Here is a 20,229-nt window from a genome sequence, read left to right as displayed (position 1 = left end):
TTACTTTTATTTAAAGGTATATAATCGTGCCACACACTACAAGGTAGATAGTTTTTATAGAATTTAATCGACCTGTTTTAGCTGATCTATTTCTTTGATCGATAATCCTGTAAAACGCATAACTTTTTCTACTGGTTCACCTGCTTCAAGCATTGTCTTAACGATTTCTATTTTCTCTTTCCTTTTTCTAGTCCTATTTTCTCCCCCTCTAGTTTACCTTCTTTCTTACCTAATTCCTTTCCGACTTGTTTACTTTTAATTTTAGTTAATTTTACTTCTTCTTTAAATGCTTTGTATAGGAAATCAATTTTCTTTTCAAAGTTCTGTTTTACTTCAAAGCTTGGATATATTTAACACTTTTTCGTAGCGTATCCATAAGCCTATGGTCCTGAAAACTATAATAGCCACAGTACTGCCTTTTAGAAATAATTAAATGATCTATAACATGAATATCTAATATTCTTCCTACTTGAATCATCCGATCTGTAGCATCCAAATCATGTGCAGAAGCTTCATTTCTCCACAGGGATGGTTATGAATCATAATGATTCCAGCTGCTTTTTTCTGAGAAGGCACACCCATGATTTCCTTTGGCTCTACAGCAGTAAAATAGGAACTACCTACACTAACCAGTTCTATATTTACAATTAAGATTGCGTACGCTTAATACAATGACCCATAAATGCTCTTTGGTTAAATCTGGTTTATCATCTCTTTTCAGAATAGTCAGCATCACATTATAAGCATCAAAAGCATCGTGAATGGCAATATACATCATAGGAATCACGTGCGTGGGTGCAGGGTAAATCTTTGTTATCTATGGACATAATCAAAATTTTTTAAATAAGTGTACTATATATAAAAGAATATAATTAATATATAAATATATATTAATTGTTTATTATAAGGTATATAATGTATTTTATACAAATTAAAAACTTGTATAATAAATACAATGTAAATACATTTTATAAGTTATATATATAAAATTTATATTTAATATTTAATAAAATTAACTATAATTAAAATCTTCTTTTTCTACCTGCTCTATACCTATTTTTAACAGATTCCGGAATATCTTCAACTGTTTTTTCTTTAAAGAAACTGTCTACCAGATCATCAAAAAACTGTTGGTTGTGATACGTTCCCAGTAGCAGTAACACCTAATCTTATGTACAACATCAGCAGGAAGCTTAAATTGAACAGAAGTTAAACTATTGATTTGAACTGGGTAAGGTTGTTTACTTTGGGTATGAATCTTATTTGATTGAGGAAATATGGGGAAGCCCATTTTTTCATTTTCGTCATGTTCTTTCATAATACTATTCCAATTAAAATAATTATATCCGTGTATAAGTTAGATGGCTAGATCTTAGACAGTATCTATTTGGTCAAATTATAATAGTCTACTGCACCACTTTTTATTAACCTTAGGATTAAATCTAGTTGCGAAGACACCACCTAATGCTACATCAGGGTTAACCAACGTAATGTCATTGGCATAACCTATGAATGCATGTAACCATTCATAACTAAAAAATTCTGCAACAATAAAATATAAAACTATATCATACTATATACATAGATTTACAACTATACAATCTATATATACAATATATAATAATAATTAACAGAAATAAATTCATATAGTAATTTTAAACATATATTGGTTATAAATATATTTAAATTTAAATATGTATAATTATTACAAATACACAAAAATTATATACAAATAATTGATATATGAATATATATATATATATATGGTTTATAAAAAGCTATAAGTTGTAAATCGATAACGTCGCTAAATGATTAACATTTTGGTTATATTTTACATTAAAATTTTTTATAGCGTTTCTGTTGAAACTTCACACCATTATAGTCTACCTATCACAACGACCTCATACTATAGACCTATCACAATATCCTAACAGTGCAAAATGTTAATGATAGTTAGTAAGACTGTCTCTATTATTACATAATAGCATTTTAATTTTTAAATAGTATTTAGGTTAAATAAAAATACATATATTTACATGACATGCATGTTAGTTTTAAGTTTGATTGATATAATGTATGTAATATAGACAAAGGAGATTTTTTTCAGATCTTAAGTCTATATTTTTTTAAAAAAATAACAATTTACCCTAATATATTTTTTTAATAAAAAAAAGTTATGTCCAATCACTCAGGAAGTTATCAGTTAAATGATGTATTAATATTATTAGATTCCTATCAATTTTTTGAGACTCTTGAAAAAGAAAAAATCCTATCTCTTATAAAAGGTATACAGAAAATAGGAGAGGAATATGATTCCAATAATGGAGAAATACTAGATGGTATAGGAAAAAAACTAGGAATCTGCTACTATTATATAGAATTTGCAGATCAAATGGATGACTATGGTATTTGTACTAAATGTAATGGACTGAAAAAATAGGATAAAAATCTTTTACTTTATTTTCTGTATGGTTTAGTTTCAAAGTCATAAAATAGAACACTCAGATGGGCAGAAAAAAAATTAGGCATTTTAGTTTGGAAGAAAAGACTAAAATAGTATTAGCCTTACTACAAGAAGATTTAACATTAGTTGAGCTATCGTCCAAATATGGCGTCACTAGCAAAACGCTGCAAAATTGGAAACGTCAGTTTTTAGAGAATGCCTCTATAACCTTTGATCCATCCAAGATTGTCGGTGTGTATAAAGAAGAAATTAGCGCACTTAAGCATCAAAATGATGAACTTTGCAAAAGCCTTAGGAAAGGCTACAGTTGAGCGAAATTGGGCAGTCGGAAAGCTAAAGAGCTTGGATTCCTTAAGTAGTCGGACTCTTTAGTTTTAAGTGTGTAAATATTTTTGAGGTTGTATATTTACATAAACTAAAATATTTACACACTTAAATGGACAGACCCAAGATGACCATATAAATTGGTTGCCAAATAGATCTATTTCACAGATTTGTTTGGATTGTTTCAACAATAATTGTAGATTAATCTTATTATTTCTTTTAATACACTGGTCTATTGTTTTTTTTGTCTATGATATCATTTAAAACTGGTTTTGCCATTGCAATAGCATTATACATGATTGCAATGAACTATTTATTGTTTCATTACGTACGAGACAAGTACTTTCGTAAGTAAATAAAGATTTTTAGCGCACCTTTGTTGCTTGGTTTTGGGCTACTACTAGCTTTTACATCTCTGTTATTGGTTTTAAACGCCTCCTGATGGAGGGAGGTGTTGTGACCATAATTTATTTTATTTGTCCTGTTCCTAGGCTTACTATTACCCATAAGTCAAAAAATGCTAAAGAATATTTTACTAATTTATTGGATTAGTAGACATATTTCAATTAGCATTTTGTATTGGGCATAAATGACACAAAAAGATTTAAGTATTTCAAGCAGTTGTTGGTCAGGTCATGAATTCAGCAGTGTAGATTTTGGTAATAAAAGATTAAGTAAAAGACTATTAAAAATAGCTAACAGTTTTTCGGCTTCTCCTGAATGTTCGATAAATCAAGCCTGCCAAGATTGGTACCAAAGTAAAGCAGCCTATAGATTTTTCTAAAATGATTCTATTGCTGTGAGTAAGATATTAGATAGCCATACACTTAAAACTGTTGAAAGATCTAATTCATATTCAACTATTTTAGCTATACAAGACACAAGCTATATTTCCTATAAAAACCATAAAAAGACTGAAGGGTTAAGAGTTATAGCAGCAAGACTGACCTCCAAAGTAACTAATTTTAAAACCTATGGGTTAGTTATGCATACAACGTTTGCAGTCATAACGGAAGGCTTGCCTTTAGGATTATTGGATCAACAAATTAACGCTAGACCTGAGTTAGATGCAGCACTAAAAGAATTAAAAAAAAGAAGCCATAATATTGCTCTTCCTATAGAAGAGAAAGAGAGTATACGTTGGATTACATCTTTTAAAAAGGCTACTGGTCATCCTGGATTAAAGGCTGTTAAGATAGTTACTGTTTGTGATAGAGCAGGAGATATTTACGATTTATTTGAAACTACTTCCAATAATCAAGCTTCCTTTTTAGTAAGAGTACGTCAAGACAGAACAGTAAACAAGAAATCGACCTAATGATGTCTATCCAGGATCTATGCTTCACTGATTTTCAATTGTTCAATCGTAACAAAACGAGACACACAAAACCAGCTCCTAAAATAGTTAACTATCTGTATCAGATATCGATCTTATAAAACATAAAACCAGAAACTCATTGTTTTTAGTATATGGGACAATATGTACACCCTTTCTATCCTACTTCTTGAAAATAACCAACGGAATTAACGGCAAAATTTTTAGGTGGCATCAGTTGAAAGTCATTTTTATCATCTTTTTGATGTACTTCAATAGTTGCCTCAATAATATTGAGCTTTATAGCATCGCATGTTAGGCCTATAAGCACCTTCTTATGACAGGTTCCATATTGAATGCTATAATCTTTACTATGTATTTGCTCTAGAGCGTCTAAGGCTGGTTTGTCTACTTTTAGCTCGAAGATATATACGGTTCTTTTTTCATTGTACTTATCTTCCATAACGATATCCAAACGGCCTATTGCACTATCTCTTTCGGCGCTAGCATTTGTATCATGCATTTCATGGAAAGCACCATTTAGAAACGCATATAAAGTACCCTGAAAACTTTTTTCGGTTTTATCTAAAAAACGGTAACCCGCTTTGGCTAAACAATCGCTTCGCACGATGTTAAGAAAAGAAACCCATGCCTCTTTTCTTAAAGCACTCAAAACAGATGCGCTACATGCCTTTCCTGCTTCCTGGTGTGCTTGAACGATAAAATCAGCCAATATAAGCTTTAAAGAAGATTTTACTTCCTGGTTAGGAAACTTTAAATATAGTAAGTCAGGTTATTTTTATCTTGTACATGAGATGGGTCAAGATCCATGGTAAGGTATCCAGTTTGGTACATCAAGGGTAGCAAAGGCATTTCATGGAGAGAAGGATGTACGAGTTTAAATCTGACTTTATCTATTGGGAAACTACATTTATCCCAATCCATATTAAACCGATGTATATTTTGCTTCATTTGTTGCTATAGGGGTCTCCTTGGATATGGGAAATTATTGTACGTTAAGGCTGTTTTTGTATTTTTCTATGTTAGCCGGTCGTAGAGGTCGGAACTTACTTAATGTTTTTTTACGCTTTCTTGTCCAGATATAATCTCCTGTCAAATTGATATGCTCCCATCCTAATGGAGATAGATGTGATAACAATTGATCATTGATTTTTATTCCCTGTTTTTTCAGAGAGTCTACAGCTCTTTCGATGTAGACCGTGTTCCATAGCGTGATGGCAGCTGTGAGCAGTGTTAGTCCACTGGCACGGTAGCTCTGATTTTCCAGATTTCTGTCCCTGATTTCCCCCAACCTGTGCATAAATACCGCACGGGCAAGGGCATTACGGGCTTCTCCTTTATTAAGCCCTTTTTGTACACGTCGACGCAATGCTGGATCTCGAAACCAGTTCAGCATGAGTAATGTTCTTTCTATTCTCCCGATTTCTCTGAGAGCTTTTGCCAGACCGTTCTGTTTTGGATAACTGGCCAACTTCTTGAGCATTAGGGATGCAGTAATTGTCCCCTGGCTGATCGAGGTGGCTAGACGAAGCACGTCAGCCCAGTTTGATTTGATATCTTTCAGATTCAGGCTGTTCGAAGATATAATAGACTGAAGTCCAGGGTATTGTTGGGCTTTTCCTTGAATAAAAAGTCGTTTGTCATGTAGATCTCGAATTCTTGGGCAGAATTCAAAACCAAGTAGGTGCATCATGGCAAATACATGATCGGTGAAACCAGATGTATCGGTATAGTGTTCCCGGATTTCTAGATCACTTTCGTGATACAGCAAGCCATCGAGTACATGAGTTGAATCTCTTACCCGACTGATAACCCTGGTATAAAATGGACTGTATTGATCAGAGATATGCGTATAAAACTGAATACCAGGATCCTGTCCATATTTAGGATTGACTTGTCCAGCGTAGCGTCTAAGGCTTCCGACTCTGAAGTTCTGACCGTCTGAAGACGATGTAGTACCGTCACCCCAGTATATCGCCATAGGTTGCTTTCCCTGCGCATTAACTAATTCAGCAAGAGCAGCTGAATACGTTTCATCTCGTATATACCACGCCTGAATACTTTCCAGTGAAGATCTAGTAACTCCAGGACAGGCCTCTGCCATTTTACCTAGCCCAAGGTTAATTCCATCAGCCAGGATAATGGTTAGGAGGAGCCGAGTATCAGGGCGGATGACCTCATTTTTGAGATGAGAAAAATGGTTAGTAAACGCTGTCCAGTCGTTTACTTCATCCAGTATCTCTGTAATTTTAGGATGAGGTAACATACTATAAACCAGGGCTGTCAGCGGTGAAACCTCTGCAGGAACACTATTATCCAATGGCGTGACCTTTACTCTTTTATTAGATATTTCAACATTAGGTAAATCACCTATAAGGGCCATTTTGTTTACCTCTTCGAGTCGTGATTTCAATAATGTTAGGCGACTTCCAATATATTGACTGTAATCAAAAGGGACAGAAAGTGGTAACTGATGATTCTGAATCAACTTATTAAACTCCTTTTTAGGAATGAGGTAATCGTCAAAATTTTTATATCGGCGAGAACCTTTTACCCAGATATCCCTGAACGAAGCGCGTCTTTCAGTTCGTTAAGAGCGAAAAATTCATAGTACTGTCGATTTATTCCGGTGGGTGCAATAACCACTTTCCTCCAGCTTTCAGGAATAAAATCCAACGGTGCCATTGGTGGGACCTTTCGTAACTGTTTATAATACATTTCTCTGATGACTGTCAGAGCCTCGGCTAGTGACTGTGTAGCTGGCGTGGCATTCAGTTCCAACGCAGACAACATTCTTGAAGCGTATTTACGTAACGTACTATATTTCTCAATAATAATATGCAGTGGATCAAAATTACTTTTTTTGGTCAAAAAACGGGTTTCTTCTAGACTTATAATAAATTTTTGCCATGGCATAACATGTTCAATAGCAGTCCATGGATCTTCTCCGGATTCACGGGCTTCAGTTAATGCTTGACCAATAGCAATATACTGGTACAGTTTAGACTGGATAAGTTTACCTGTTTGCTGGAGTCGCTCCGCCTGAGTCCTTTTAGCCCGGCTGAACATACTGTTCAAGATACGCTCATGCAAATCGATGATCTCATCTGTAAGTGTAGCTCTGGCTTCTTCAATCACACATATTAGAATAGCGTATCGTCTGCTTGATGAGAACTTAGTCAAATCTCGGCTGCTCATATTCCGACCCTCACGGGCCAGTTTCAGTAACCGATTCTGATGAACTAAACGTCCGATCCCTACCGGTAAGTCTATTGCCACGATCGTATTCAAGCATTCAATGTGCTGTAATACATTTTTTCCGTTAATTTTACCAGGAGGTTGAAGAATCCAAGATAGACGTGAAAGATGATTATTTGATGCAATCAGAAGGCTGTCTAGATTGACCTTATGCTCTGATATAAGTTGAGCATTCAGTTCCGAGAATACTATTTTATCACCAGCAGCCATGGCCTTTGAGCACGTTCACTCCAGTACATCAATAGTGGGAATAATCACGCAATTCCGCTGCATATACTTTAGAAGTTCTTGTGCAAGAAGAATACCCTTGTCAGTGCGTTTTGCAAGTGGAATTAAATACGAAATGCAATCATTTTGAATCTGTTTTGTAAATTTTTTTAGTCCTAGATAGTGGTATAGTTCTATTAAATGTTCCCTGCGAGTGGTGTCTCGTCCTGATGCGTAATCTTTCCAAAGTTCATTTGATAAATTAAGTCTGCTAGCGATATGCTTGAGTAAAAAATCGGAAAGTAGTGATTTTTTATCTGGGATCATCCCTATGTTCTTCAGGTAACAAAGCAAGACAGAAAAACCGAACCTATTGGCTGGCTTGCGGTACGTATTAATAAGCGCTAAATCCTGAATGATATTCTACTAGTAGAACAAATAGATCGGCTGACCAGACTTAGTAACAGTGACTGGCTAACACTCAAAAAGCAGATTGAACATATTGAACATCATGAATTGAGAATTGTAAGTCTGGATATCCCAACTTCATGGCAGGTTTTGTCTGACAAAGAACCATCACAAAATGATCCAATAACTCGTGCTGTGATTTCTGCCATCAATAATATGCTCATGGATCTAATGGCCGCAATGTCGTATAAGGATTGGTTGAGCCGTCAGCAATGGCAAAAACAGGGAATCGAAAGAGCACGTCAAGAGGGTAAATATCGTGGAAAACAGGCTGATCATGAGCGTCACCAGAAGGTAATATATTATCGAAGTGTTAAAAAACTAAGCATTCAAGATACCGCACAAGCTACCGGGTACAGCGCTTCGCAGGTATGTCGTATTCAGAAATTGTACTTTGTAAACAATGAAAAAACGATGCTAAGCACTTTTAATAAATTGCTGGAAAGTGGGAAAAGTAATGTCTGAAACATGTTGATAATCAGATAAATTTATACAATAACCTGGAAGGAAAAGAAGAACATCTTTAGTACAGAAAACAGCCTTAACGTACAATAATTTCCTATATCCAAGGAGACCCCTAAAGAGATTATAGCATTCAATATGGAACATGCCGTAAAAAGGTGCTTATAGGCCTAACATGCGATGCTGTAAAGCTCAATATTACAGAAGCAGCTATTGAAGTACATCAAAAAGATGATAAAAATGAATTTAATATAATGCCGCGTAAAAATTTTACAGTTAGTGCTACGGGGTACTTTAAAGAAGTAGGATCGAAAGGAATGGAAGTTTGATCCGTATAGATGCTGAGGTTCAAATTCTTCAGCTGAGCATACTTTTTGATCAAACACACAGTACGACATAAAATCCTTATGGATTTTGTAGTTTTAGCGTATGGAAACGCCACGTTATACCCCAAATGCTATACACCACTTGCCTACATTGCCAGGCATTTATCTCTTCTACAACCAAAAAGAGGAGGTTATTTATGTAGGTAAGGCCAAGAATATAAAAAAAAGGGTAAGCGATTATTTTGCTACTGGTAAGGTACATAACCTAAAAACAGCACGTATGATTACGCAGATTGCCTCTATTGCCTATACTGCTTTAAACTCCGAGTATGAAGCCCTGCTTTTAGAAAATAACCTGATCAAATCGTTGCAACCACGCTATAATATTTTACTTAAGGATGGAAAAACCTATCCTTATTTATGTATTACAAGTGATCGATTCCCTAAGGTCATTATTACCCGTAAAACAGTGCCACCTTTGGGAAAATATTATGGCCCCTTTACCAGCTCCTACGCTATTAAACAAACCTTAGAGGTAATCAAAAAATTATTTACTTTCCGTACCTGCAACTATAACCTTTCGGAAGCAAACATTACCAAAAATCGGTTTAAGGTTTGTTTGGATTACCATTTGGGCCATTGTAAAGGCCCTTGCCAGGCTTTTCAAGATGCAACCGATTATCAAAAAGAGATAGATCGGATAGAGGCTTTGCTTAAGAATAATTTTTCCGCTGTAAAAAAGGAGTTAAAGGAACAAATGCTGACAGCTGCGCAACTACTTGACTACAAACAAGCGCAGCGCTTTAAGGAAAAACTAATGGTATTGGATCAATACCAAGCGAAATCTGTAGTAATCAACCCACTGGTGGGCGATTTAGATGTAGTAGCTATCATTTCAGATCAAAACCATGCCTTTGTAGGCTATTTGCATATTAAGCAGGGTGCGATCTCTTTTACCCAACACCGTGTGCTCACCAAAAAGTTGGAAGAAGAAGTGGCTGATTTGGTACCTTTAGTAGTCTGTGCGCTTCGTTCTTGCAGCGGTAGCAATGCGCCAGAAGTGTTGGTTAACCTGCCGCTGAACCTAACGATAGGCCCCTTTTCCATCACCATGCCTAAAATTGGAGACAAACGGAAATTGGTAGCATTGGCGCTACAAAATGCTTTATTGTGCAAAAAAGACTTTTTACATCAAAGATCTAATTTTCAAGCGCAACCTAATTTAACGCTTGTAACGTTACAACATGATTTAAAGTTAAAAGATGTGCCTTATTGGATAGAATGTTTTGATAATTCCAATATTCAAGGAGACCATCCAGTAGCTGCTATGGTTTGCTTTAAGGATGGCAGGCCCTCTAAAAAAGACTACCGCCACTATCATATTAAAACGGTAGTAGGCGCCAATGACTGTGCCTCTATGTATGAAATCATAAAGCGGCGTTATGGCTCAAAATCAGAAGAAGGATTACCTCATTTAATTGTAATAGATGGTGGAAAAGGCCAACTCAATGCTGCCCTAAGGGCGCTACAAGAATCAGGCATCTATGGCAAGGTAGCCATTATCAGTATAGCCAAACGACTAGAGGAGCTCTACTTTCCAAATGATCCTTTTCCTTTGTATTTGAATAAGCAATCTTCTTCTTTGAAGCTACTCCAACAGTTGAGAAATGAAGCCCATCGTTTTGCAATTACCTTTCACAGAAAGCAACGCAGCAAAAGCATATTCCAATATCCAGCTATTCCAGGTATTGGCCCCAAAACATTAGACAAATTGGTAGGGCACCTTGGTAGTTTTAAAACGATTCAAGCTAGTTCTTTAGCAGCACTAGCTGCAATCATTGGTCCATCAAAAGCAAAGCGATTACATGATTATTTTTTAACCCAAAATAGATCAAAATAAATGTCAACCCCTCTTCGTGCTATAGTGGTTATACCTACTTATAATGAACAAGAAAATATTGAGCTGTTGTTAACAGCTATTTTGGGATTAAACATAGGGTTACATGTACTGGTAGTAGATGACCACTCCCCAGATGGTACAGCTGATATCGTTATCAGGCTACAACCATACTACCCTGGTCAATTACATCTTTTAAATCGGCTGAAAAAGGAGGGATTGGGTCGAGCCTATTTAGCAGGATTTAGTTGGGCATTGGCGTATCATTACGATTATATTTGCAGCATGGATGCTGATTTTTCGCATGCACCTACTGATTTGCCTCGACTTTTAGCCATGTGTGCGGGGCCTACAATCGATATGGTCATTGGCTCCCGTTACATTACAGGTGGACGTGTGGTCAATTGGCCGCTTCCTAGGATTCTACTATCGCGCATAGCCAATTGGCTTGCACGATCTATTACAGGTATGCCTATTCAAGATACTACCGCTGGATTTGTTTGCTACCGCCGGACCATACTGCAACATATCTTGAATATAAGCTCTGTAGGCTATAGCTTTCAAATAGAAATAAAGTTTCTAGCTTATGAATATGGCGCTAAGATAGTAGAATTACCGATTACCTTTATAAACAGAGTACGGGGTAGCTCTAAAATGGGTTTAACGATGGCAGCAGAAAGCATTTTTCGGCTTATTCAGATGAAATGGCGGAGCTGAGAAACGCCCTAATAGAATGCACATCAAGCACAGTTCTAGCAACACAAACAGGCAGCGTAAGGTGATCCATATCATTAGGAACGCGAGCAAGCGCATCACGAAGCACAAACAGCGCAGCAACGTTACTATTATAAGCATGCTTAGCACAAGCATCAGCAAGATTTCTAGCAAACTTAGCATCGCCCTTAGCAGCATCATGGAGCTCCTTGGCAAGGTTAGCAACAGCTTCAGCAACAACCTTATTATGGGCATTGAGCACATTGGCAGAAGCAGCCACAAGGTTAGCGTGCGTAGCAGCAGCGTGAATACGCTTAAGATTCGCTTTATCAAGCAAAATAACAGCTTTAATACGATCATTAGCAGCATTAGCAGCAGTAGCAACAAGAAGCGCAAGAAGTAGATCAGGCGCATCAGTAGCATCAATAGCAAGCTTAGCAGCAGCATACGCATCATCAACAGCACGCGCAGCATAAACCACAGGATCATCAATCATCAATATCATCAGCGGAAGCAGCAGTGAGCACATCATTAGATGCATTGTGCGCTACAAATTCAGGATCAGCAACAACATCAACAGCATAAGCATCGGCACGAGCAGTATTCCGCATAGCACGTAACAGCACATAATCTTCAGCAAAAAAACAGCAGCAAGACAAGCAACAAGCCTAGCAAGATAAACCTTATACTTAGTAAGATGGGCATCAATAGCAACACGAATGGCACTAGTAGTAGCAAGATAGGCAGTATGAGGGTCAGCAGCAAGCGCAGCCAAAGCATTCATAAGATACGTAGTAAAAGCAAGATCAGGACTACTTATCTGAGCAGTCGTAGCCTGAGGATCAGGATGAGGGGCTAATCCGGAACTAGTAATACCACGCTGAACCAGATGATTACATCCAGCTAACATTAGCAAAACGGACAAAAAAAATGCTTCATGTGCATAGCTTACCTTATTTTAGATATAAATAAAAAGAACCGCATACAAATAATCACTTATAAAGGCTTTAGATAACGCTTCAACATAAGCCATACCATATTAAGCATATAACCATTGACTTCATGTTATGAAATTTAATTTAAAAATGCAAGTTAAGTTTATATATTAAGAGCGTGTGATTTAAGGGGAGACCCTAGCAACATGAGCAGCAAGGCCAACTTTAGCAAGAGGAAGATCGAGCTTATCAGTAGGAAAGACACCAAGATCATGATCAAGCCCAGTAGCAGTATCAATGTTAGGAAAAGTCGCAGCAATAGTAGCAAGAACAGTACGAATTTGCATCATATCAAGTGGATCAGCAACAGGAAGGGTAGTAGTAGCAGAGGCAGCACGAATGGTACGATCAGCAGCAGCATAAGCAATAAAAATAATAGTATTAATAATAGCAGGCGTAAGCTTAACACCAGCCCGAGCAGCAAGCCTCATAAGCGCATGAAGAGACTTGGTGTTAGCAAGCACATCAGTAACACCAGTACGCCTTTCATTAATAAAAATAGCAGTAAGATGCGTAGCAATAAGAGCAGCAGTAGCAGCAATAAACGCCTTATTAACAGCAGCATAAACACGATCAGAAGCAGTACGCCTAGTGTTCATAAGCGTAGCATAGACATAATAAGCACTATAAGCATTATAAGCACTACAAAAAGCACAAATGGTATAAGCAATACTAAGCTTAGCAACCGTCCCAGGCGTCCAAGCGCTAGCAGTACAAAGTACAGAACAGAGATTCCTAAACTCAGGCGTCAGGGTAAGGCCAAGCCTAGCAGCACGATCATTAATATCTATAACAGTATGTAAATTAATATTATTAGGGTTAGGGTCAAGGACATAAGCAACCGCCTTAACAAGACTGTCAAGACTAAGCATAGCGTTATCAGCTGCATCCTCAACAGCACGAACAACCATCCTCACACCCCTACCAGCACGAATAACCGTCATCACACACGCAGCAGCAGGAACAGGCAGCTCAAATATATGCTCATGACGATTAAGCTCCTTAGCAGAAGCAACACAATAACTCAATAGCAATGCTGAAGGATAAGGATCATAATCAAACGAATCAGGATCAGAAACCTGAGCCTGAGCATCAGGAGATAACGCGGGGCCTACTACGAGGCAACATATTGTGCTGCGCTAGATGATTACATCCAATCAAGCCTAGTAGAGCGCATAAAAAGAATTGCTTCGTCATCATAGCTTTCCCATTTGATATACATAACGCAAACCAACAGCAACGCTGGCTTATAAAACCCTTTAGCCTAACACTTAACCCATAAACGCTATCCTCTATAATTATTTATATATACATATACTTGGCCTGAAGTGTTATGTTGCATATTATACTATAGTAAAGCATAGTTAATATAATTTAAAGATGCAAGTCAACAACGATTAGTGGGCCTATTTCTTTATTTAGTTAGAAGGACTTTCTAAGGAATGAAATCTTCAGCTGGACACTATGATGCTGGTTACTTTACCGAAGGGGAAGATTTTTTATAAGGCAGTAAAAAAGACAAGCCAAAACCAGCTACAACACCGCTTAAATGGGCAATGGTAGTTTGCGCTGATGAATTATAACCATAATAGACTAATGTAGCACTATTGAGCAATAGTGCTAAAAGCAAATGCCATTTAAATTGCTTTTGGATGCATAATCTATGGAAAAGCATGCCTGTTAGGCCAGACCATATCAAAGAAACACCATAAGATTTACAAAAAAAGTGGGTAGAGGTTTGTATACCGAATAAAATAGCCCCTGTTAAAAAGAGATGTTTGGCAGGTAGTTCACTGCTTAAGGCAGTAAAACTGACCACATTCAACGAATGATTCAATAGCGCTTCTTGGTACTTCCCTCTATAAGATAACCGATCATATAGGCTTTCATTTTTGCTGCACAAGAGGTGCACGGGATAAGGTAGGTTTAATGCTATAGCTGCTACAGTAAGGGGTGTATCATAAGACCCTAAAGGAGCAGCGGCTTGGATAGGCGACGCCCAAACAGACATACAAGCAATATATGCAAACAAAAGTGTAAAAAATCGTTTTATTTTTAGCTGTATAGTCATCTTGTTCATCTATATAGAAATTTTGCTGTTTGTATCTTTCACCTTCCTATATTACCATTCCTGGAGAATGATTGATCTGATTGCTGGCTTATGGTCAATGGGTTTTGCCTAATGTTCAGAAAAATCACCTTCTATATCTACATCAATTTCTATTGCTAACCTTTGAGAAGCCATAAGCCCACCGGGATCACCAGGCTTTTTTTCATACAACTCATCTACAGTAGCATCATCTACATTGCCGACTTTTATAATCCTGCTGCCAAATAATCTAAGTGCAAAAGCATCTATCCAGGTTAAGCTTTCTGCAGCATTAGCAGTGTTATACCAACAAATTGATTCAAAAGGTAATTTATTAAAGTAATCTATTAGATCTTTATATTTGAAAGTAGCTATGGTATGATCTAAATAGGTAGGTGGATTGTTTCTACCTGGAACAATTAACTGAATAGATTCAATATCATACTCTTGTCTAGCGGTAACTTTATTAAAGATCACATGCTCTGCCAGCCTTAATATAGAAATCTCTTTTGGAAAAAATTCATGAATCAGGGTTGATGAAGATGGATCTTCTCCTGGAATTTGTAAATTTTTCAAGAATTGTGGCTGAGGCATGATTTCGGTTAGCGTGTCATCGGTATAAGGTACAAGTAGTCCATTTTTTACTCCATCCACAATGACTTTGGAAATTTCTTTGCCACGCATAAAGCAAGGGCCATTTTTTTTTTCATTTAAATAAATATCCCGCCAAACTTTTTTGGCGTATAAAATATAGGCCCTAGCTATAGGCCGAGTGGCATGGGGACTATAACTTTCTGATAAATGATCTGTGCGCCCAAAAGATGGCGTGGCACTACTTAGCCCAATCAATAGGATAAAAAAAGGCTTGTTTAAAGACATAAAGATGGTTCAATTAATTAAGTAAAACATTAAAACATGATCTATCTATAATGGTTTCAATTTCATTTTTAAAGTTTTTTCTTTCTATTTTCTTTACCTCAATAACCAAACGATCACCGGGTTTGGCAAGGGAGGCTATGCTATGCAAATCTACAACGCTTTGATTTGCAGTTAATGTATGCACAGGACGACTACCGCGTGCCAACGTAATTACCCATTCTACTACCCGATACCTAGCATCTTTGGGTAGAAAATCTTGAAAATACTTGTTGGGGATTACTTGCACTTCAAGTACCCTAGGGCCAGGTGCGGCTACGCCTAATTTCATATCAATAGGCTTATTTCTAGTGGTAATGGCAATTTGTGGAATGGGAATGTCTTGTACCATAAAAGATTCTATACCGATTAAGTGGTCGCCATTATATACTTTCAACTTAACTTCTTTATCCTTAGGAATCACGGTGATAACGCCTTTTTTAGACCCAGGTATAACAGCACCACCTACTACTTTAAAACGGGGTTATAGGCCACACCAAGCGAAGGAACTTGAATGTCCAACTCGTTGCCACAATTGCGATAGAGTGACTGTACAGTCGCAGCCTTTACTTGAATCACAGGCTTTGCAACCAGATAAGCGATATCATCTGTAATAATAGATTCCTTGCCGCCAGGTAGTTTCAATTTGACAGCAGCCTTAAAGCTTTTTTTAGCCAATCCATGACTATCATAGCTGCCAGGCGCGGCTGTAAAGGAGATTTTTCCTACGCCATCTTTTACTACAATAGGTTGGTTATTGATAAACATCTCTGGGGAAACGCCAGAAGAAGAGGCCGCTAAAATTAGATCCGCTTCATATTTGCTTCCAGCTGCAACAATATAAGATTTGGTATTGGCCAACAATTTAAGTGTGTCAAACTTAACATCAGAGGCGCCCATAACGTTCCCCAATGTAAGGATGGCATCTGCTTCTGTAGTGACCACCTCAGATGCGAACTGACTCAATGTAGCCAATGCAGCACCAAGGGGTGTATGGTCAAAGTTTAATGTAACAAAATCTTTTTTAGCTTGATTCGGATCATAACTAAAAAATTCATGCTCTTTTGCATCCAAGGCAATGGGTGCATAAGGCTTATGAACCAATTTGGAAAGTTGTGCGATATATTTATTTAACTTGTTTTTCAATACATTACCTTCTCCTTTATTGATCATCAAACGGGCTACCATGGTGTCACTTTTCAGCCCTTTGGGTAGTTTGGTTAAACGATCTAAACCGCCTTCCAAATCTATTAATTGCTTTTTCAATCCATCGATATAATGCACTATTGCTACTGTGTCCTGATGCATAGCCAATAGTTGTTCTAATATTTTGATATCTGCTGGACGATTACCCATATCTTTGACCCCATTTTTTAATGCCTGAATGGCACGCTCATTTTGGCTGAATTGTAGCTCTCTACTCTTATCAATACTACCACTCAGCACCATGAACTTATCTAATACACTAGAGCTGACCTGAAGGGCTAACATGGCAGTCAGGACTAGATAGATGACGCCTATCATCTTTTGTCTAGGACTTAATTTTGATGTAGCCATACTATTTTAAAGATTTATTGGTGGCTTTTTTTTCATGAATGATAGAACCATTTAGCTTTTAAAAGCGGTTAAAGTCTTGGCATATATTTCATTTAAAGCGGTCATTTTTTCATTTAGTAAGGCTAGTTCTTTTTTAAAGTGTAGCGCTTCGTTACCTGCTACTTCCATTGCTTTTAAAGCAGTTTCTAAATGGTCATAGAGGGTACTGGTATGGTTCGTTTGGGCTTCCATATGGGCCAAGGCTTTTTTATAGAGCCCATTCATTGAGGTTAATGTATGGGCCATTTCTTCCATTTGACCAAAATAATGGGTTAATTTATCCTCGGAAGATAAGCTTGCAAAAGACTGAAGTGCGTTCCCAACGGCATCGTTTACCTTAGCAAGGTCTCCAATAACCCGGGTAGCCTTGCCTACATGGTTCATATAGGCTTCTGTGACCTCACCAACTTGTGCAAAAGAAGGAACATTAGCCATATTGTCTGAAAAACGGCGCATCACAGCAGCTAAATTTTCTAACAAAGAGATGTCTATAGAGGCTTTTTCCAAGCATTGGTCAAACTTTTGGGCAATGGTATGAGGGGTCTTTGCAGTACCACCTACCAAAGGCCCACCCTTATAATCAGGGGCTAGTTCAGGATATACCCGTGACCAATCTACTGCTTCTTCCTTAGGTTCAAAGGCACTTAAAAGGAAAATGAATGCTTCCGTAGAAAGGCCAAGCCCTAACATGATGTTGCCCCCAGGGAGATTTAATAGCTTAAACATGGCCCCAAAAATGACAACGGCTGCACCAATATTGTAAACAAAGGGCATTATGGTATTATAAAACTTATAGGTAAAAGGGTTATTTGTGCGCTTATCTTTCATTACATTTTGCAAATTTAAATAGTCAATAAATATATAATCAGTTATATGGCAGACATCACGCACCTAAAGCCGATATAAGAACGTGCAACATCTTTATGCTCACAATCAGAAACTCCTGTTTGTAGCATATAGGCATAGTCTTTCCAAGAGCCTCCTTTAATGACCCTAAACAGGCCTTCTTGTTCTTTATACAAAGGACTAATCGTGGCACTTTTATGGATAAGCAAAGGCGTGTATACATCTTCACACCATTCTGAAACATTACCTGCCATATCGTATAAGCCATAGTCATTAGGTGGGAAAGCCTTTACGGGAGAAGTATAGGCATAACCAGATGCTGCATAATTCCCCTTTGTAACCTGAAAATTAGCCAATAGCCTATTCTTTTGGTCTCTTACAGTAGGGCCACCCCATGGATACTGCCCAGAAGATCGGCCTCCTTTTGCAGCATATTCCCTTTCAGCAGCTGTAGGAAGCCTAAATGGGGGAAGAGGAGGTTTCCCCTTCGCTTCTAAATACTTGTTCCTGTAAATGGTACGAACGCGTGCAAACTGCTGCGCTGCTTCGAACTTGATACCCAATACAGGATGACTATCATAGCAAGGATTCTCCCAATAGCTTTTACCAAATGAGTCATCCATAAACATATCAGGAAAATCTTTTCGCCAAACGGTTGTGTCAGGGATTAACTTTTCGTTGATATATGCTTCGTCCAATCCATATGCTGCAGGATCAGCTTGGACAATAGCTATGAATGCGCGGTATTGTGCATTGGTAATGGGTGCTTGATCCATATAGAATGGAGCTACAGTTGTAACTTGTGTGATATTGGTTTTGGCCACCATGCCTTGGTTCACCCCTCCACCCATTAAAAATGTACCGGCCGGAATAAGGACCATGCCCAAAGGGGGCTTGCTTGTCAATCTTACTTTATTGCTGTGACCTACAATTTCTCCTTCGTCATCAGGAATGGTGCCACAACCGCTCATTATTGCATAAGTAAGTACCAATAGCGTGGGCAGGCTGCGCTTAAAAAGTTTAAATAAAAAGCATTGATAAAAAGCTAAAAGCATAAGCATATTTTTCATAAAAAGGTGCTTTTATTAAGCAATAAACTAAACAAAGCTATGAACCTTTTTTATTTTTCACAAAATTTACATAGCATTACTAAAATCCATCACCTGCCCAGCCACCCGGCCATACATGGTAATAGAGAATAAAGCAAAAACCATGCCCCAACAAAAATTAGAATAGAACCATTCGATTAAATTGCTATTTTGCCACTATCACAAAGGTAACCCTACCTGTAGAAATACTAGATGGTGTCTGGGTTGTCTTGGTAAAGGTAAGGACACGCAACGCATCTGCATAGATCTTTTCTACCATAGGGGTAACTGTTTTCTCAATGGTTTGAATAGAGATAATTTCACCATTTTTATCTACTTTAATCTCAAAAACTATTTTACCCAACTCTTCTGTAGTATCACTTGGATGAGGCACGGTATCCCACTCCCAGCCCCTTAACTCAAGGGTAGCGCCTGTTTGTTTCGTGCAATTTTTTCCTTTGTTATATAACCCTTTTTCATCTATTTTAGAGGGTTGCTCAGGTTGTCTAATTTGCTGTGGTACTTTCCCTAGTTTCTTTTGGTGCTGTTGTCGCGGACGCAAGCGTTTACCTTTTAGTTGATTTTTAAGTGGTTTATCAGTTTGAGTAGTTATTGGACGGGCTACTGGCATTTGTTCTTGAGGTTTATGGTCAGCAGACTGCTCTTTGGTTGCAGTATGGGCAGTGATCGGCTGTATAGCAATGCTATAGGCTACTCCACTAGAAGCGCCTAGCGTTGGAATCCGCTGTATATAACAGGCTAACGCTAAAACAAATAGATGTAACCCCATCGATATGGCCATTCCTTTTCCATTTGAGGAAAATAACCAGCTAGTTTTCATCGTTTCTTTTCAAATTCGGTTGCTATAGAAACAGCAGCCCCTAATCCATTAGCTATATCAGCTACTTTAACCATATGGGCTATAGAAAGTCTTTTATCCATATGTAATACAACTACTTTACTAGATGTTTTTACTAGTAAACCTTCTAACACATTTTGTAGTTGGCTAAAGGCAACTCGTTTTCCTTCCACATAATAAGCTGGCTGAGCAGTAACGGTTACATTAACTTGGGCAGATTCAGTTTTTTCATTTGTACTCAATGGCAAGTCAACAGGAAGGGCCTTGGGGCTATAACTGGCTGTAATCAGTAAAAAAATCAATAGTAAAAATATAATGTCAGTCATAGAGGCCATGCTAAAAGAGGCATCTATCTTATTTTTTGTACTGATTTTCATTCTTTTTC

Annotated in this window: 20 protein-coding genes and 3 pseudogenes; 7 read left to right on the top strand and 16 right to left on the bottom strand. The window is 37.5% G+C overall.

Going from position 1 to position 20,229, the window contains the following annotated elements:
- Positions 1–328: 328 nt before the first annotated feature.
- Together FPG78_RS08490 and FPG78_RS07225 are read right to left on the bottom strand one after the other, a co-directional pair.
- Positions 329–633, bottom strand: a pseudogene (locus FPG78_RS08490) (JAB domain-containing protein).
- Positions 626–778, bottom strand: a complete 153-nt coding sequence (locus FPG78_RS07225) for a hypothetical protein (RefSeq protein ID WP_223262025.1) — start codon at positions 776–778, stop codon at positions 626–628. The pseudogene FPG78_RS08490 and the gene FPG78_RS07225 overlap by 8 nt, the downstream one beginning before the upstream one ends.
- Positions 779–2,176: 1,398 nt before the next feature.
- Between FPG78_RS07225 and FPG78_RS05895 the strand changes: the two genes are divergently transcribed.
- From FPG78_RS05895 to FPG78_RS05880, 3 genes and pseudogenes are all read left to right on the top strand, one after another.
- Positions 2,177–2,440: a hypothetical protein gene (locus FPG78_RS05895; RefSeq protein ID WP_144087049.1), complete on the top strand. Its 264-nt coding sequence runs from the start codon at positions 2,177–2,179 to the stop codon at positions 2,438–2,440.
- Between the two features lie 95 nt (positions 2,441–2,535).
- Complete coding sequence (locus FPG78_RS05890; RefSeq protein ID WP_255431773.1) at positions 2,536–2,775, top strand: transposase; 240 nt, start codon at positions 2,536–2,538, stop codon at positions 2,773–2,775.
- Between the two features lie 602 nt (positions 2,776–3,377).
- A pseudogene (locus FPG78_RS05880) lies at positions 3,378–4,100 on the top strand (IS4/Tn5 family transposase DNA-binding protein); the annotation flags it as partial.
- 181 nt (positions 4,101–4,281) lie between these two features.
- On the opposite strand, the gene FPG78_RS05875 reads toward FPG78_RS05880, so the two are convergent.
- The 3 genes and pseudogenes from FPG78_RS05875 to FPG78_RS05865 form a co-directional block, all read right to left on the bottom strand.
- Positions 4,282–4,836: a PD-(D/E)XK nuclease domain-containing protein gene (locus tag FPG78_RS05875; protein WP_186292499.1), complete on the bottom strand. Its 555-nt coding sequence runs from the start codon at positions 4,834–4,836 to the stop codon at positions 4,282–4,284.
- 41 nt (positions 4,837–4,877) lie between these two features.
- Positions 4,878–5,075, bottom strand: coding sequence for a hypothetical protein (locus FPG78_RS05870; protein WP_144087044.1), 198 nt, complete (start codon positions 5,073–5,075; stop codon positions 4,878–4,880).
- A 34-nt stretch (positions 5,076–5,109) separates the two neighbouring features.
- A pseudogene (locus FPG78_RS05865) lies at positions 5,110–8,009 on the bottom strand (Tn3 family transposase).
- A gap of 96 nt (positions 8,010–8,105) precedes the next feature.
- On the opposite strand from FPG78_RS05865, the gene FPG78_RS05860 reads away from it, so the two are divergent.
- The 4 genes from FPG78_RS05860 (at position 8,106) to FPG78_RS05850 (ending at position 11,459) form a co-directional block, all read left to right on the top strand.
- On the top strand, positions 8,106–8,522 hold the full coding sequence (locus FPG78_RS05860; RefSeq protein ID WP_223262024.1) for a recombinase family protein: 417 nt from the start codon (positions 8,106–8,108) through the stop codon (positions 8,520–8,522).
- A 155-nt stretch (positions 8,523–8,677) separates the two neighbouring features.
- A complete protein-coding gene (locus tag FPG78_RS07220; RefSeq protein WP_186292497.1) occupies positions 8,678–8,848 on the top strand; it encodes a hypothetical protein in 171 nt (56 codons plus the stop codon).
- Between the two features lie 100 nt (positions 8,849–8,948).
- Positions 8,949–10,745, top strand: coding sequence for an excinuclease ABC subunit UvrC (gene uvrC / locus FPG78_RS05855; RefSeq protein WP_144087042.1), 1,797 nt, complete (start codon positions 8,949–8,951; stop codon positions 10,743–10,745).
- On the top strand, positions 10,746–11,459 hold the full coding sequence (locus FPG78_RS05850) for a polyprenol monophosphomannose synthase (RefSeq protein WP_144087041.1): 714 nt from the start codon (positions 10,746–10,748) through the stop codon (positions 11,457–11,459).
- On the opposite strand, the gene FPG78_RS05845 is transcribed toward FPG78_RS05850, so the two are convergent.
- From FPG78_RS05845 to FPG78_RS05795, 11 genes are all read right to left on the bottom strand, one after another.
- Positions 11,434–11,988, bottom strand: a complete 555-nt coding sequence (locus FPG78_RS05845) for a hypothetical protein (RefSeq protein WP_144087040.1) — start codon at positions 11,986–11,988, stop codon at positions 11,434–11,436. The genes FPG78_RS05850 and FPG78_RS05845 overlap by 26 nt on opposite strands.
- 15 nt (positions 11,989–12,003) lie before the next feature.
- On the bottom strand, positions 12,004–12,381 hold the full coding sequence (locus FPG78_RS05840) for a hypothetical protein (protein WP_144087039.1): 378 nt from the start codon (positions 12,379–12,381) through the stop codon (positions 12,004–12,006).
- A gap of 195 nt (positions 12,382–12,576) precedes the next feature.
- Complete coding sequence (locus FPG78_RS07215; protein WP_186292496.1) at positions 12,577–13,479, bottom strand: hypothetical protein; 903 nt, start codon at positions 13,477–13,479, stop codon at positions 12,577–12,579.
- Positions 13,480–13,925: 446 nt separating this feature from the next.
- Positions 13,926–14,462 (bottom strand): hypothetical protein, encoded by a 537-nt coding sequence (locus FPG78_RS05830; RefSeq protein WP_144087037.1) that lies wholly within the window; start codon positions 14,460–14,462, stop codon positions 13,926–13,928.
- 168 nt (positions 14,463–14,630) lie between these two features.
- Positions 14,631–15,419 carry a type IX secretion system ring subunit PorN/GldN gene (gene porN / locus FPG78_RS05825; protein WP_144087036.1) on the bottom strand — a complete coding sequence of 263 codons (789 nt, stop codon included), beginning with the start codon at positions 15,417–15,419 and terminating at the stop codon, positions 14,631–14,633.
- A 13-nt stretch (positions 15,420–15,432) separates the two neighbouring features.
- Complete coding sequence (locus FPG78_RS05820) at positions 15,433–15,879, bottom strand: GldM family protein (RefSeq protein ID WP_255431772.1); 447 nt, start codon at positions 15,877–15,879, stop codon at positions 15,433–15,435.
- Positions 15,880–15,923: 44 nt separating this feature from the next.
- The gene (gene porM / locus FPG78_RS05815) at positions 15,924–17,012 is read right to left on the bottom strand and encodes a type IX secretion system motor protein PorM/GldM (protein WP_144087034.1); all 1,089 of its coding nucleotides are present in this window, start codon (positions 17,010–17,012) and stop codon (positions 15,924–15,926) included.
- 51 nt (positions 17,013–17,063) lie between these two features.
- Positions 17,064–17,879: a type IX secretion system motor protein PorL/GldL gene (porL, locus tag FPG78_RS05810; RefSeq protein WP_144087033.1), complete on the bottom strand. Its 816-nt coding sequence runs from the start codon at positions 17,877–17,879 to the stop codon at positions 17,064–17,066.
- Between the two features lie 41 nt (positions 17,880–17,920).
- Positions 17,921–18,868 carry a T9SS ring complex lipoprotein PorK/GldK gene (gene porK / locus FPG78_RS05805; protein ID WP_223262023.1) on the bottom strand — a complete coding sequence of 316 codons (948 nt, stop codon included), beginning with the start codon at positions 18,866–18,868 and terminating at the stop codon, positions 17,921–17,923.
- 283 nt (positions 18,869–19,151) lie between these two features.
- On the bottom strand, positions 19,152–19,826 hold the full coding sequence (locus tag FPG78_RS05800; RefSeq protein WP_144087031.1) for a hypothetical protein: 675 nt from the start codon (positions 19,824–19,826) through the stop codon (positions 19,152–19,154).
- The gene (locus FPG78_RS05795) at positions 19,823–20,221 is read right to left on the bottom strand and encodes an ExbD/TolR family protein (RefSeq protein ID WP_144087030.1); all 399 of its coding nucleotides are present in this window, start codon (positions 20,219–20,221) and stop codon (positions 19,823–19,825) included. Before FPG78_RS05795 ends, FPG78_RS05800 begins: the two co-directional genes overlap by 4 nt.
- Positions 20,222–20,229 lie beyond the last annotated feature (8 nt).

Source organism: Cardinium endosymbiont of Dermatophagoides farinae, assembly GCF_007559345.1.
Classification (GTDB): Bacteria; Bacteroidota; Bacteroidia; order Cytophagales; family Amoebophilaceae; genus Cardinium.
The sequence above is the reverse complement of the archived record's forward strand: the minus strand, read 5'-3'. Positions and strand labels throughout refer to the sequence as shown.